This window comes from Caproicibacter sp., assembly GCF_046707225.1.
GTDB lineage: Bacteria > Bacillota > Clostridia > Oscillospirales > Acutalibacteraceae > Caproicibacter.
In genome coordinates, this window is the sequence record NZ_JBJKOP010000029.1 from 100,750 (window position 1) to 115,622 (window position 14,873).

Below are 14,873 nucleotides of genomic sequence, written 5' to 3' on the forward strand. Positions count from 1 at the left end.
CGATGCGGCTCCACGTATATGGAAATGTTTCTTTTGTTGCTTTATAATGAAGAACGGTGAATAGAAACGAATACCGAAGGGGCTGCTCATGATGACAATTCGAGAAATAGCGGAACTGGCGGGCGTATCTCCCGCCACGGTTTCCCTGGTACTGAATGACAAAGACGGTGTCAGCGTTGAAACGAGACAGAGAGTAAGGGCGTTCCTGGAGGAATCCGGATACCATCAGAAAAGGTCATACAACCGCACGGACCGGAAAAATATTCGGTTTATCAAATACAAGGACAAAGGTCTTCTGGTTGAACATAACGGCGAATTTATCACCCGCGTGATTGACGGAATTGAGGATGGAGCGCGTTCCGCTGGCATTAATTTAAAAATAACCAATGTGACTTCCGACAATCTGGAACAGATGTTTGAAGAAATCAACGCGGAACAGGATGACGGGATTATCTTTCTTGGCACGGAATACCGCGCAGAGGATTTCGATTTTCTTAAAAAATTGACGGCCCCTGTTGTGGTGGTTGACAATGAAATGAGAAACCAGAGCTTTGACGCGGTTGTCATGAATAACGAAAATGCGGTGTTCTCGGCGGTTTCCTACTTGAAATCTCTCGGGCACACCCGAATTGGGCATATCCGGAGCGAATACGTTACGGACAATTTTCATGCCCGCGAAGTGGGCTTCCTGCGCGCCATGCAGGAAGAAAATCTTCCGGTCAATTCCGCGGATACGTATTATGTTCAGCCGGATCTGGATACTTCCTATGAAATGCTGCTGAAATACGCGGAAGACAGAAGGGATTTTCCAACAGCTTTTTTTGCCGATAACGACATTCTGGCGGTTGGCGCGCTCAGGGCGTTCCGGCAGGCGGGCAAACGGGTTCCGGATGATATTTCCGTCATTGGAATGGATGATCTGATGCTTGCCAGCATTTCGGAACCGCTCCTGACAACGCTGAAAATTCATAAGAAGACCATGGGCAAAATGGCGGTGTCACGCCTGATGGACAAAATATTTGAAGGAGATCAGACCATATTGAAGATTTTGGTGGATGCGGAACTGGTGGTTCGAGATTCCACCGGCCCTCATGTGGGAAAATCGACAGAACAGTCGGATGTGAAGTTATGAAAATTCTGGATTTTGGTTCATTAAATCTTGACTATGTATTTCAAGTGGATTCTATTGTATTGCCGGGGCAGACCATTCTCTCCAATCGGATGACGCTTTCTACCGGCGGAAAAGGGTTTAATCAGGCTGTCGCTGCGGCAAGAGCCGGAGCGGCTGTTTTTTTCGCCGGTGCACTGGCTTTAAAAGACCTACCTGTTTTTCAGAAGACATTGGATGAATGCGGCGCGGATTGGTCGCTGCTCGACACCGGGCATGAGTTTACCGGCAGTGCGATGATTCAGGTTGACCGCGACGGTCAGAACTGCATTGTTCTTTACGGCGGAGCTAACCAGGAAATCACCCGTGATTTTATCTGTAAGGTTCTTTCCGGATTTGAAAACGGAGATGTACTTCTCCTTCAAAATGAAATTTCAGAGCTTCCGTTTTTAATGAAACAGGCGTCGGAACGTGGGATGAGAATTTTTCTGAATCCGTCCCCCATCAGCCGGCAGCTTTTCGAGTGCCCCATGGAGGCGGTCGATACGCTCTTACTAAATGAAATCGAAGGACTGCAAATCAGCGGGGCAAAACAGCTGGATGAAATTCCGGACCTTCTGCTGAAAAAATATCCTGAGGTAAAAATAGTACTTACGCTTGGAAAACAGGGCGTTGTCTACGCCGACAAAAACAGAAGATTAAGTCATGGCATTTACGATATGCCGATCGAAGACACCACGGCGGCGGGCGACACCTTTACCGGCTTTTATTTAGCCGATATTTTGAAAAACAACGACGCGGCTCATGCGCTTCGCATCGCTTCCGCCGCGTCCTCTCTGGCGGTCAGCCGGCGCGGCGCGGCCGTTTCCATTCCTTCGGGAAAAGAGGTCGAAGCTTTTTTAAGAGAATTGGAGAAGACGAAGTCCTAATCTAAAAGAAGGGGTTGTGATTTTATGAATTCGGTACTGGATTTAATTGAAAGCTACGGGATGATCCCTGTCCTGAATCTCAAAAGGGAGGAAGACGCGCTGCCGCTTGCGAAAGCGCTTCAGAAAGGCGGCCTGCCGCTGATGGAGGTAATGTTCCGCACGGAAGCCGCCGCCGCGTGTATTCGGAAAATCGCGGCCGCGATGCCGGATTTCTGTATCGGGGCCGGTACGGTGCTGACGGTGGAACAGGCAGAAAAAGCGAAGGAGTGCGGAGCAAAATTCATTGTATCCCCGGATTTCAGCAAAGAAGTGATCCGGTATTGCCAAAAAGAGAATCTGCCGGTGGTGCCGGGCTGCATTACGCCGTCGGAGGTTCATCGGGCCGTTTCCATGGGACTGACGGTTCTCAAATTCTTCCCCGCCATCCAGATGGGCGGACTCAAAACCATGCAGCTTTTCTCAGGCCCGTATCCGCAGGTCAAATTTGTCCCAACCGGCGATCTGACCAGAAAAGAAATGAACGAGTACCTTTCTTTTTCGAAGGTTGCGGCTGCCGGCGGGGATTTTATGCTTAGCTACGACGATATAGAAAACCGCAGATTTGACCGGATTGAACAGAGCGTCCGCGAGACGATCCTGGAACATCTTGACTTTCATATCGCGCATGTGGGAATCAACTGCGCCTCCTCCGGCGAGGCAAAGGAGCTCGGGGAAGCCCTGTCGGCCGCGCTGTTTCAGAATATGACGGAATATGAAAAAAGTTATTTTTCCGGCAGCCTGTTCGAACTGATGAAAGCGCCGTTTTACAATCAAGGCGGGCACGTTGCAATCGGTACCCGCGATGCGGAACGCGCATACGCTTTTCTAAAGACTTCCGGTATCCGGTTTCACGAAGAAACGCTGACCCGCGACGAAAACGGACGGGTAAAAGCGGTATATCTGGAGCCTGATTTCGGCGGTTTTGCGCTTCACCTTCTGCAGCACGAAAAATAGAAGCCTGCCTGTCAGAAAAATGTTGCGCGGTTCGCCGGAATGTGATATGATAGAGAAGCATTTGAGATCCGTCGGAGAAATCCGATGGGATTCAACGCCTGAAAATCTTACGGCATTGAAACGGACAGTCCTCTGCCGACGGCATGAATGTCTGAAATTTAGGAGGATTCATCATGGACGCATTAAAGACAATTGCACAAAATTCGATGAAAGCGGAACTGCCCGCTTTTGAAATCGGTGATACCGTTCGGATCGACGTTAACATCCGTGAAGGCGAACGCGAAAGAATTCAGGCTTTTGAGGGAACCGTTATTGCCCGCAAAGGCTCTGGCGTCGGCGAAACCTTTACTGTTCGCCGTGTTTCTTACGGCGTTGGCGTGGAAAGAGTTTTCCCGTTGCATTCTCCGAACGTAAAGGAAGTCAAAGTAATCCGCAGGGGTAATGTCCGCAGGGCAAAGCTGTATTATCTGCGCGGCAGGGTCGGCAAGGCCGCAAAGGTCAAGAGCAAAATCCAGTAAGAGAATTTATACAGCGCATGGGAAGGGACATTTCGGTGTCCCTTTTTTGTTCTTTTGATCGGAGGAAATAGAATGAAGGATGTGTCGGATGCCAATTCCCCGCAGGAAACCGGTGCTGTTGAAAACTGGGTTGCGGAGAATTGCTATGAGTGGATTGAAGCCCTGATTATCTCGCTTTCCGTCATCATGATTTTGTTTGTGTCGCTGCTCCGCGTCAATATCGTCGTTGACGGGGACTCCATGAAGCCCAATTTTTACAATGGAAACCGGGTCCTGGTATCCTGCCTGAGCAGGAATCTTTCTCAGGGGGACGTCGTGGTAATCGATGCGAACGGAACCGGACTGAAGGAACGCATCATCAAGCGCGTGATCGCGACCGGAGGACAGACGGTGAATATCGATTTTACGACCGGCATCGTATCGGTCGACGGAAAAGAAATCGACGAGTCCGCGTATATTAAAAACGGAATTACAAAAGACCAGTATGACGTTAAATTTCCGCAGAAAGTTCCGGCAGGCCATATTTTTGTTCTGGGGGACAACCGCACCATCTCCGAAGACAGCCGGTTTCAGGAAGTGGGAATGATCGACTGCCGGTATGTGATCGGCAAGGTGATTTTCCTGTTGAATCCGTTCCATTCTATTGTAAAATAAAAACGTTATGTAAGTGGGTAAGGAGTTGAATTCCCGTTGGAAAAAGCGGATCCGGAAGCAGAAAAAGGGAAAAAGCCGTCCAAAACGAACGGCTTCGCCGTTAACTGTTACGAATGGATCGAGGCGCTGATTACCTCCCTGATTATTGTTGTGCTTCTGTTCTCCTTTTCGGTGAGGGTCGTCAGCGTCAGCGGGCCTTCCATGCTGCCCAATCTGCACTCCGGCGACAGAATCCTTCTCTTCAGCGGGTTTTACAAACCACGGCAGGACGACGTAGTCGTAATTACCCATACACAGGGGCTTTCGGAACCGATTATCAAGCGCGTGATTGCGCTTGAAAACCAAACGGTTAATATTGATTTTCAGTCCGGCACCGTCATTGTCGACGGAAAACGGTTGGACGAATCCCGGTATATTCAAAACGGCATCACCAAACAGCCTTCGGACTATCAGTTCCCGCTGACTGTACCGAAAGGATGTGTCTTTGTGCTTGGCGACAATCGTCTGGTTTCCAACGACAGCCGTAGCCGCGACGTGGGAATGGTGGACCAGCGGTTTATACTGGGCAAGGCGGAATGGGTTCTTTATCCGTTTGACCGCTTTGGAAAAGTAAATTCTTAAGGGGGTAAATCCATGCAGGAAGGCCGGCCGATCCAGTGGTTTCCAGGCCATATGGCCAAAACCCGTCGGCTCATGGAAAAAAATATCAAGCTGGTTGACGCTGTGGCGGAGGTAATCGACGCCCGGATTCCCTACAGCAGCCGGAACCCGGAGCTGAATCAGCTGGCGGGCGGAAAACCTCGCATCATGCTTCTGAACAAATCCGATCTTGCGGACCCCGTCCTTACCAAAGAATGGATTGCGTTTTTTCAGGAGCACGGCATGGGGGCGATTGCTGTGGACTGCCGTTCGGGAAACGGCCTGAACGGGTTTTTGCCGCTGGCCAAACGTATCCTTGCGGAAAAACTGGAGGCCTGGCGGGAAAAAGGGATGGCGGGGCGCAGAGTCAGAATCCTTGTCGCCGGAATCCCGAACGCGGGGAAAAGCTCGCTGATTAACCGTCTTTCCGGCAACAGCCGTGCATCGGTGGAAGACAGGCCCGGTGTCACCCGCAGCAGCCAGTGGTTTCCGGTGGGAAAAGAGATGGAGGTCCTTGACACTCCCGGCATTCTGTGGCCGAAATTTGAGGACCCCGCCGTAGGGGAACGCTTGGCGTTTACCGGTGCGATCAAGGATGACGTCATCGATATTGAAACTCTGGCCTGCCGGCTGCTGGAGGTTCTGGCTGCCGGCTATGCGGGGCTTCTGGTAAAGCGATACCGGCTGGAAAACGACATATCCGGCCTTGGCGCTTATGAACTGCTGGAGCTGATCGGCAGAAAACGCGGAATGCTCGCGGGCGGCGGAGCAATCGATACGGAACGTGCCGCCATCATGCTTCTGGATGAATTTCGGGCGGGTAAAATCGGAAGGATCACACTGGAAAAGGCCGGTGAAGGGCATGACTGACTGGCATTTCTACGAAGAAGAAGCGCGGCGCGACGGCTTTCCGCTTGTGTGCGGGATCGACGAGGCGGGGCGCGGACCGCTGGCCGGGCCCGTGTTTGCCGCGGTGGTCATCCTCCCGCCGCAGGTTCGGATTGAAGGTCTCAACGATTCTAAAAAGCTAAGTCCCAACAAGCGGGAAGAGCTTTATGATGTCATTTGCGAAACGGCGCAGGCATACGGCATCGGATTCGCAACCGAAGGCGAGATCGACGAAATCAATATCCTTCAGGCGACCTTCCTCGCCATGCGGCGGGCGTTCGATCAGCTGAATCTTTGCCCGGACTGCGCTCTGGTCGACGGCAACCGAATGCCTGACCTCGGCGTTGAGACAAGATTAATTGTAAAGGGCGATTCTCTTTCCGCCAGTATTGCGGCGGCTTCCATTCTTGCCAAGGTCAGCCGTGACCGGGTGATGTGCCGGATTGACGAAATTTATCCGGACTATGGATTCGCAAAGCACAAGGGTTACGGAACCGCGCTGCATATGGACAGGCTCCGGGAAAAAGGGCCTTGCCCGGTACATCGCAGGACCTTTTTGAAAAAGATTTTGGTCGGGTCCGGCAATGAATAATTCGTCGGGGCCATTCGGGGAAGAGGCTGCGGCCGATTATCTGACCGAAAACGGGTATCGGATTTTGGAGCGGAATTATCATAGCCGGTTCGGTGAGATCGACATAATCGCGGAAAACGGTCAGTATATTATATTTGCCGAAGTCAAAACAAGAAAGGCATTTTCTCTGGTTGACCCCGAATATGCCGTCACGTCGGGCAAACAGAGAAAAATCGCGAAGACAGCCCTTTTGTATCTTCAGAAAAACAAAACCCGGCTGCAGCCGCGTTTTGACGTAATTGGGATTGTGACTTCGGGCAACGGCCGTTCCGTGGTCTCCCTGAATCATATCAAAGACGCATTCGGTTTTTCGTCCTTTTATTGATAACTGCAAAACCGGAACCTACATTTTGGCAAGGGGGAACAGAAATTGAACTATCAGTCAACCAGAAGCCGTACAGGCAAAGTGACCTCCGCGCAGGCGATTTCTCAGGGACTCTGCGGGGACGGCGGCCTTTTTGTCCCGGAACAGTTTCCGGCTGTCGACAAAGAAGAACTGGCTTTGATGGAAAATGAGAGCTATCGGCAGCGCGCCGCGCGCATTCTTTCCCGCTATCTGACTGATTTTACCGTTGAAGAAGTGAGGGAATGCGTGGAGCTTGCATATCGTCCGAACCGCTTTCCGGAAGGACCGGCGCCCGTCTTTCAGATGGACCGAAATGTTTCGTTTTTGGAGTTGTGGCACGGCCCAACCTGTGCGTTTAAGGATATGGCGCTTCAAATTCTTCCTCTTCTGCTGACCCGTTCTTTGAAAAAAATCAGGTCGGATCGGGATGCGCTGATTCTTGTCGCAACCTCTGGCGATACCGGAAAGGCGGCGCTGGAAGGATTTCAGGATGTGGAAGGGACGCGCATCCTTGTTTTTTATCCGAAGGACGGCGTCAGCCCGATGCAGGAAAGGCAGATGCGCACGCAGAGCGGAGGAAATGTTTTCGTCTGCGCGGTGGAGGGGAACTTTGACGATACGCAGACCGGGGTCAAACGGATTTTCGGCGATGCGCAGACGCGGGAACTCCTTACGGAAAGAGGCGTGATGTTTTCGAGCGCGAATTCCATCAACTGGGGCCGGCTTCTGCCGCAGATCGTGTACTATTTTTCCGCTTACTGCGACCTGTGCGCCGGGCACTCGGTTCAGCGGGGGGTCCCGGTCAACTTTGTTGTTCCCACAGGAAATTTCGGCGATATTCTCGCCGCTTATTACGCAAAAAAAATGGGCCTGCCGATTCATAAACTGATATGCGCTTCCAACGCCAATAACGTGCTTACGGAATTCCTGACCACGGGCAAATACAACAGAAACCGCGAATTCTACACGACGATTTCTCCGTCGATGGATATTCTTGTTTCCAGCAATCTGGAGCGTCTTTTATACGATCTGACGGACCAAAATGACGAAAAGGTTGCCGACTGGATGCGCCGGCTGAACGAAACCGGTGAATATCAGGTGGACGAAGCGGTTCTGTCAAAAATCAGAGAGCTGTTTTACGCCGGATTCTGCAGCGACGACGAAACCAGGGAAGAAATAAAATCTCTGTTTGCAAACCAAAATTATCTTTGCGACCCTCACACGGGTGTTGCAGCCCGCGTCTATGAAAAGTATCTCCGGGATACGGACGACAACAAAACTCCTACCGTGATTGTTTCCACCGCAAGCCCGTACAAATTTGCGCCGGAGGTTTTGCGAGCGCTGGAAGGCCATGCTCCGACCGGCGATGAATTTCAGGCGGTGAGCCGCCTTTCACAACTGACCGCCACCCGGGTTCCCGCGCCGATTGCCGCGCTGGAATTGAAGACGGTGCGCTTTTCTTCCTCCTGCAAAAAAGAGGAGATGGGCGCGGCGGTGCTGAAAATATTGGATTCTAAATCCGTCTGAGAGCGTGCCGTTATGTCATTGTATGCGATAGCCGATCTTCATCTCTCCCTTGGCGCCGACAAGCCGATGGATGTGTTTGAGGGCTGGAAAAACTATACCGAGCGTCTTCAAAAAAACTGGCGCAGCGTCGTCGGCGGGGAAGACACCGTCGTCATTGCCGGGGATATTTCCTGGGCCATGAAGCTGGAGGATTCGCAGCGGGATTTCCGCTTTATCCATGAGCTGCCGGGGAAAAAACTGATCCTGAAAGGGAACCATGATTACTGGTGGTCCACCAGACAAAAAATAGAGAATTTTTTTGAGGAAAACGGGTTTACGGATCTCGGGCTAATCCACAACTGCGCCGCGCCAGCGGGGGACAGAGCCGTCTGCGGCACCCGCGGCTGGCTTTACAATGCCGAAAGTCAGCAGGACAAAAAAATAGTCAGCCGTGAAGTCGGCCGGCTGAATGCTTCCTTGGACGATGCGGAAAGGCTGGGCTTGAAACCGGTTGTGTTTCTGCATTATCCGCCCGTTTACGACGGAATGGAGTGCACGGAGATTTTGGACGTTTTGGCAAGTCATAAAATCAGCGATTGCTATTTCGGCCATATTCACGGCAGCCTTGCGGCAAAACGGGCGCCGGATGGGGAGTACAGGGGCATCCGCATGCATCTGATTTCCTGTGATTACCTTGGATTTTCGCCAATTTTAGTAAAATGAATAAATTAAAAACATTTCAGCGAAAGGTAGAAACTTTAGATTCCATGTGATATAATAGCTTAGACAATCGCAGATTTGCAGGAGGAAATGAAAAATGAGTTTAAAATCGACCACTCAGGTGGAAAAGAACCGCTACCAGCTGGAGGTTCTTGTGGATGCTGAAGAATTTGAAAAAGCCGTAGCTGCGGCTTATCATAAAGAAAGCAAAAAAATCACGATTCCTGGTTTCCGCAAGGGAAAAGCGCCCCGTAAGTTTATCGAAAAGTACTACGGAGAAAATGTGTTTTACGATGAAGCAATCAACTCCGTGTATCCGGGCGCGCTTGAACAGGCGATTGAAGAAGCTAAGCTTGAAATGATTGAGGATAAAATTGATTTCGATCTGGTTTCCGCCGACAAGGAAGGCCTTGTGTTTAAGGCAACCATCACCACGAAGCCGGAAGTGGAGATCGAGGGATATAAAGGCATTCCCGCAACAAAAAAGATTTCTGAAGTGACCGATGCGGATGTGGACGCGGAAATTGAAAAGGTGCGCGACCGCAATTCAAGAATGGTAACCGTGGAAGACAGGGAAGCCCAGAACGGCGACACCGCGGTGATCGATTTTGACGGATATGTCGACGGCGAAGCATTTTCCGGCGGAAAAGCGGAAAATTACAGCTTGCAGCTGGGCTCCGGCCAGTTTATTCCCGGTTTTGAGGATCAGGTGATCGGGCACAAATCCGGCGACGAGTTTGAAGTTAACGTCAAATTCCCGGAAGACTACGGTGCGAAGGAGCTCGCCGGAAAAGAAGCTGTTTTCAAAATAAAGCTTCATGAAATCAAGATGAAGGAGCTCCCGCAGGTCGACGACGATTTTGTCAAGGATGTCAGCGAGTTCGATACGCTGGATGCTTACCGCGCGGATATCCGCGAAAAACTGACTAAGGCAAGGGAAGAAAAAGTCACTGACGATCTTGACAATAAACTGATTGACGAGGTCGTTTCCAAGCTGAAAGCGGAAATTCCGGAAGCAATGTATGAAAACAGGATTAACGACGATCTGCGCGATTTCAGCTATCGTCTTCAGTCGCAGGGTCTCAATGTCGATACCTACATGAAGTATACAGGTCAGGATAAGGATGCAATCCGCGGTCAGTTCCGCCCGCAGGCGGAGCGTCAGGTAAAGCTGCGCCTTGCACTCGAAAAAATCGCGGAACTCGAAGGAATTGTTCCGTCCGATGAAGATGTCGAGCAGGAATATACCAAACTGGCGGAAAATTACAAGATGGATGCTGATAAAGTAAAGTCCCTGATTCGTAAGGAAGATTTAATTCAGGATATCGCGGTGGAAAAAGCTTTTGATCTGGTTCGCGACAGTGCCGTGGTCGCCGAAGAAAAGGAATAATTGTAACATTAAGGCCTGCATTTATAAAAAGATGCCGGATGACGGAATAATTAATAAGATTTCGCCAATGCTCTAATATTGCTGGCAACTGGAGGGATTTTAGAAATGAGCAGTTTAGTACCCTATGTAATTGAGCAAACTAATCGGGGCGAGCGTTCCTATGATATTTTTTCTCGCCTTCTAAACGACAGAATCGTAATGCTGACGGACGAAGTGAATGATGTGACCTCCAGCCTGGTGGTCGCTCAGCTATTGTATCTGGAGGGCCAGGATCCGACTAAAGATATCAGCCTTTATATCAACAGCCCCGGGGGTTCCGTTACAGCGGGTCTCGCGATTTTTGATACCATGCAGTACATTAAGTGCGATGTTTCCACCATCTGCATGGGCTTGGCTGCCAGCATGGGGGCGTTCCTTTTGGCGGCGGGCGCGAAAGGGAAGCGGTACGCGCTGCCCAACAGTGATATTATGATTCATCAGCCGAGCGGCGGCGCGCAGGGTCAGGCCACGGATATTAAAATTCAGGCCGATCATATGCTGCACATCAAGAAAAAGCTGAATGAAATTCTTTCCGAGCGCACCGGGCAGCCGCTTGAGGTCATTATGAGGGACACCGAACGCGACAACTTTATGACAGCGGATGATGCGGTCCGTTACGGATTGATTGACAAAGTGATACAGGGCCACGAAGATTCGACGAAATAGGGTGATTGAATGCCGAATAACGATGATAATAAGGGAAGAGAAATCTGCTGCTCCTTCTGTGGAAAACCGCAGAGCGAGGCGCGCCGCCTGATCGCGGGACCCGGCGTTTTCATCTGTGACGAATGCATCGAGCTTTGCACTTCTATCCTGAACGATGAAAAAAACCTTTCCACAAGGAAGGAAAGTTACAGCGAATCAGCCGCGGAGCTGCCGAAGCCGCAGGAGATTAAAAAACAGCTCGACGAATATGTCATCGGGCAGGAAGAAGCCAAAATCGCCCTTTCGGTCGCGGTGTATAACCATTATAAACGGATTTATTACGGCCGCGACAAAGACGATATTGAGCTGACGAAGAGCAATGTCCTTCTTTTGGGGCCGACGGGCGTTGGAAAAACATTGCTTGCCCAGACACTTGCCAAAATACTGGATGTTCCGTTCGCCATTGCCGACGCAACGACTCTGACGGAAGCCGGCTATGTGGGCGAAGATGTTGAAAATATTCTTTTGCGCCTGATTCAGGCGGCGGACTTTGATATCGAAAAAGCGGAACGCGGAATTATCTATATTGATGAAATCGACAAGATTGCCAGAAAATCAGAAAATCCATCTATTACGAGGGACGTCAGCGGAGAGGGTGTGCAACAGGCTCTGCTGAAAATATTGGAGGGTACGGTCTCCAATGTTCCACCGCAGGGCGGAAGAAAACATCCGCAGCAGGAGTTTCTGCAGATTGATACAACGAATATTCTCTTTATCTGCGGCGGCGCGTTCGACGGCTTAAACAAGATTATCGAGCGCCGTTCGGCCTCATCCTCCATCGGATTCGGCGCGCAGGTGCGCAGCAAAGCCGAACTGGACTCCACCTCCTGGATGAAGGACGTGATTCCGCACGATCTTGTCAGATTCGGGTTGATTCCGGAACTTGTCGGAAGGCTGCCTGTCATTGCGGCGCTTGACGGCCTGGATGAGAACGCATTGGTTCGGATTCTGACGGAACCGAAAAACAGCCTTGTCAACCAGTATAAAAAGCTTTTCCAACTGGATAAGGTTGAACTTGAGTTCCAACCGGAAGCACTCAATGCAATCGCTCAAAAAACGCTTGAACGGCGCACGGGAGCAAGGGGCCTGCGTTCCATTCTGGAAAATATGCTGACGGATTTGATGTATCATGTTCCGTCCGATTATACGGTTGAGAAAGTAATCATTACAAAGGATGCAGTGGAAAACGGAGCAAAGCCGGAAATCACTTATAATCCGGAGCGAAAGCCGGTCGCGCTCAAGATCACGGCCCCAAGTAAAAGGGGAAGAAAGGACACCGCTTCCTGACCAAACAATTTGCCTGTTGCAGTGCGGTAAACGATTCGCCTGCAACAGCTTTTTTTTCAAGGAGCTTTTTATGAGTATGAATGAAACTGACATACAGCACGGGGCCGGCCAGATTCCGGCTCTTGCACTGAGAGGGCTCGTTATTTTTCCGGGCATGCTGCTGCAGTTTGACGTCGGCCGCCGCAAGTCCATTTTGGCCCTCGAAAAGGCAATGGAGGAAAATCAACTGATTTTCCTTGTCACACAAAAAGATCTTGCGGACAATGACCCCGCCGAGGGAAATATCTATTCCATGGGGGTCGTGGCAAAAATCAAGCAGGTCATTCGGCGCAGCGACGACGGGGTGCGGCTGTTTGCTGAAGGACTTTACAGGGCTTCCGTTTCGTCCTATGAATCGGTGAGTCCTTTCCTGCTGGTCAATTTAAATAAAGTTGAAACGCTGCCGTTCCGTCCTACCCGCAGGGCGGAGGCGCTGATTCGCTATACGCAAAACCTGTTTGAACAGTTCATCCAGAACTATACCCACATTCCGCCGGATATTGTTATCGGCGTGGTTCAGAAGAAGGATTGCGGGGAACTGGCGGACTATATTGCATCCAATATCATGTTTGACTTTGAAGAAAAGCAAACGATTCTGGAGGAACTGCACCCTGTTCGCAGGCTGGAGAAGCTTGCCGCAATTCTGAAGAAGGAAACGCAGGTTCTTTCCATCGAAACGCAGATCAGTGAAAAGGCAAAAGAACAAATCGACCGCAATCAGAGGGAATATTTTCTGCGCGAGCAGATGAAAGCCATTTCCTATGAACTTGGGGAAGATGACAATCCTCAGCAGGAAGCGGACGATCTACGAGACCGCATTGAAAAACTCGGTCTGCCAAAAGCACAGCACGACAAGCTGATGAAAGAATGCGACCGTCTCTCTAAAATGCCGGAGGGCTCTCACGAGGGAAGCGTGATTGTCAGCTATCTGGAAACCTGTCTGGAATTACCGTGGAACGTTTCGAGTAAGGAACACATCGACCTGAAAAAGGCCGGAAGAATTCTTGACCGTGAGCATTACGGTCTGGAAAAGGTAAAAGAGCGTATTCTTGAAATTCTGGCCGTCAAAAAGCTTTCTCCGGAGATCAAGGGACAAATTATCTGCCTTGTAGGCCCTCCGGGCGTCGGCAAGACGTCGATTGCCCATTCGATCGCGGAAGCGATCGGGCGCAAATATGTTCGTGTTTCGCTCGGCGGCGTCCGGGACGAATCCGACATTGTGGGGCACCGCCGCACTTATATTGGTTCCATGCCCGGTCGGATTATCAACGCACTGAAACAGGCCGAAACCAACAATCCGCTGATCCTGCTCGACGAAATCGATAAAATGGGGAATAATTTCCGCGGCGATCCATCCTCCGCACTGCTGGAGGTTCTGGACTCCGAACAGAACAACGCTTTTTACGATCACTATATCGATATGCCCTTTGATTTGAGCAACGTGCTGTTTATCACGACTGCGAACGACGCGAGCACAATTCCGGAACCTCTTTTCGACCGTATGGACGTCATTACTCTGGGCAGTTATACGCATCTGGAAAAATATAATATTGCAGTGAAGCACCTGATTCCAAAACAGCTGAAGAAGCACGGAATCAGTCCTTCGCAGCTGAAGATTGCCCCGACGGCCGTCCACAAACTGATCGACGGCTACACAAGGGAAGCCGGCGTCAGAACTCTGGAACGCCGCATTGCGTCCCTGTGCAGGAAATGCGCCAAATATTTTGTTGAGGACGCGAAAAAGAAAATCACGATCAGCCCGAAAAAGCTCGAGGAGCTTCTCGGACCCGAAAAGTTTAAGCCGGAAAACGCAAGTAAGCAGGATATGGTCGGTCTGGTTAACGGCCTGGCATGGACCAGCGTCGGCGGAACCCTTTTGCCGATTGAAGTCGCCGTTATGGACGGGACCGGCAAACTGGAACTGACCGGTTCGCTCGGCGACGTTATGAAGGAATCCGCGCGTACTGCGATCAGCTGCATCAGAACCAGAGCCGGCAATCTTGGAATCAGCCATGATTTCTACACAAAATACGATATTCACATTCATGCGCCTGAAGGCGCGATTCCGAAGGACGGTCCGTCTGCCGGTACGGCAATGGCCACGGCGATTACCTCCGCGCTCTGCAATATTCCCATTCGGCACGACGTCGCCATGACCGGCGAAATTACGCTGCTGGGCCGCGTTCTGCCGATCGGCGGCCTGAAAGAAAAAACAATGGCGGCTTATCGGTCCGGCATCAAAACCGTCATTATTCCGGCGGAGAATGTATCCGACCTGGAAGAGATCGATACGGTGGTCAAAAACTCCATTCAGTTTGAGCCCGTTGATAAAATCGATCAGGTTTTGAAGATTGCGCTGACGAAGATGCCGATCCCGCAGAAGGCTTCGGGAACGCCGGATGCGATGCAGCTTTCGGCGCCGAAAAACATGGACCGCCCATCCACCGGCGCGGCCTCGATTCCTCAGTAACGGTAATTGAA

Annotated in this window: 15 protein-coding genes; all 15 read left to right on the forward strand. The window is 50.9% G+C overall.

All coding sequences use genetic code 11. From position 1 onward, the window contains the following. Positions 1-88: 88 nt before the first annotated feature. Positions 89-1,132, forward strand: coding sequence for a LacI family DNA-binding transcriptional regulator (locus tag ACLQ3M_RS05425; RefSeq protein WP_411676681.1), 1,044 nt, complete (start codon positions 89-91; stop codon positions 1,130-1,132). Continuing rightward, positions 1,129-2,037 (forward strand): PfkB family carbohydrate kinase, encoded by a 909-nt coding sequence (locus ACLQ3M_RS05430; protein WP_411676682.1) that lies wholly within the window; start codon positions 1,129-1,131, stop codon positions 2,035-2,037. The genes ACLQ3M_RS05425 and ACLQ3M_RS05430 overlap by 4 nt, the downstream gene beginning before the upstream one ends. 24 nt (positions 2,038-2,061) lie before the next feature. Next, positions 2,062-3,030, forward strand: a complete 969-nt coding sequence (locus tag ACLQ3M_RS05435; RefSeq protein WP_411676683.1) for a bifunctional 4-hydroxy-2-oxoglutarate aldolase/2-dehydro-3-deoxy-phosphogluconate aldolase — start codon at positions 2,062-2,064, stop codon at positions 3,028-3,030. A gap of 173 nt (positions 3,031-3,203) precedes the next feature. Beyond that, the gene (gene rplS / locus ACLQ3M_RS05440) at positions 3,204-3,548 is read left to right on the forward strand and encodes a 50S ribosomal protein L19 (protein ID WP_411676684.1); all 345 of its coding nucleotides are present in this window, start codon (positions 3,204-3,206) and stop codon (positions 3,546-3,548) included. Positions 3,549-3,620: 72 nt separating this feature from the next. Then, the gene (gene lepB / locus ACLQ3M_RS05445) at positions 3,621-4,202 is read left to right on the forward strand and encodes a signal peptidase I (protein WP_411676685.1); all 582 of its coding nucleotides are present in this window, start codon (positions 3,621-3,623) and stop codon (positions 4,200-4,202) included. 36 nt (positions 4,203-4,238) lie between these two features. After that, positions 4,239-4,823 (forward strand): signal peptidase I, encoded by a 585-nt coding sequence (gene lepB, locus ACLQ3M_RS05450; RefSeq protein ID WP_411676686.1) that lies wholly within the window; start codon positions 4,239-4,241, stop codon positions 4,821-4,823. 12 nt (positions 4,824-4,835) lie between these two features. After that, on the forward strand, positions 4,836-5,711 hold the full coding sequence (gene ylqF, locus ACLQ3M_RS05455) for a ribosome biogenesis GTPase YlqF (protein ID WP_411676687.1): 876 nt from the start codon (positions 4,836-4,838) through the stop codon (positions 5,709-5,711). Beyond that, a complete protein-coding gene (locus tag ACLQ3M_RS05460; RefSeq protein WP_411676688.1) occupies positions 5,704-6,321 on the forward strand; it encodes a ribonuclease HII in 618 nt (205 codons plus the stop codon). The genes ylqF and ACLQ3M_RS05460 overlap by 8 nt, the downstream gene beginning before the upstream one ends. After that, the gene (locus ACLQ3M_RS05465) at positions 6,314-6,685 is read left to right on the forward strand and encodes a YraN family protein (protein ID WP_411676689.1); all 372 of its coding nucleotides are present in this window, start codon (positions 6,314-6,316) and stop codon (positions 6,683-6,685) included. Before ACLQ3M_RS05460 ends, ACLQ3M_RS05465 begins: the two co-directional genes overlap by 8 nt. Before the next feature lie 45 nt (positions 6,686-6,730). Then, positions 6,731-8,233 carry a threonine synthase gene (gene thrC, locus ACLQ3M_RS05470; protein ID WP_411676690.1) on the forward strand — a complete coding sequence of 501 codons (1,503 nt, stop codon included), beginning with the start codon at positions 6,731-6,733 and terminating at the stop codon, positions 8,231-8,233. Between the two features lie 12 nt (positions 8,234-8,245). Then, entirely contained in the window at positions 8,246-8,935 is a 690-nt protein-coding gene (locus ACLQ3M_RS05475) for a metallophosphoesterase (protein ID WP_411676691.1), read from the forward strand. Between the two features lie 94 nt (positions 8,936-9,029). Continuing rightward, a complete protein-coding gene (gene tig, locus ACLQ3M_RS05480; protein WP_411676692.1) occupies positions 9,030-10,322 on the forward strand; it encodes a trigger factor in 1,293 nt (430 codons plus the stop codon). Between the two features lie 105 nt (positions 10,323-10,427). Beyond that, on the forward strand, positions 10,428-11,027 hold the full coding sequence (gene clpP, locus ACLQ3M_RS05485; RefSeq protein WP_411676693.1) for an ATP-dependent Clp endopeptidase proteolytic subunit ClpP: 600 nt from the start codon (positions 10,428-10,430) through the stop codon (positions 11,025-11,027). Positions 11,028-11,036: 9 nt separating this feature from the next. Continuing rightward, positions 11,037-12,353 (forward strand): ATP-dependent Clp protease ATP-binding subunit ClpX, encoded by a 1,317-nt coding sequence (gene clpX / locus ACLQ3M_RS05490; RefSeq protein WP_066644124.1) that lies wholly within the window; start codon positions 11,037-11,039, stop codon positions 12,351-12,353. Positions 12,354-12,429: 76 nt separating this feature from the next. Then, a complete protein-coding gene (gene lon, locus ACLQ3M_RS05495) occupies positions 12,430-14,862 on the forward strand; it encodes an endopeptidase La (protein WP_411676694.1) in 2,433 nt (810 codons plus the stop codon). The last annotated feature ends 11 nt before the right edge of the window (positions 14,863-14,873 follow it).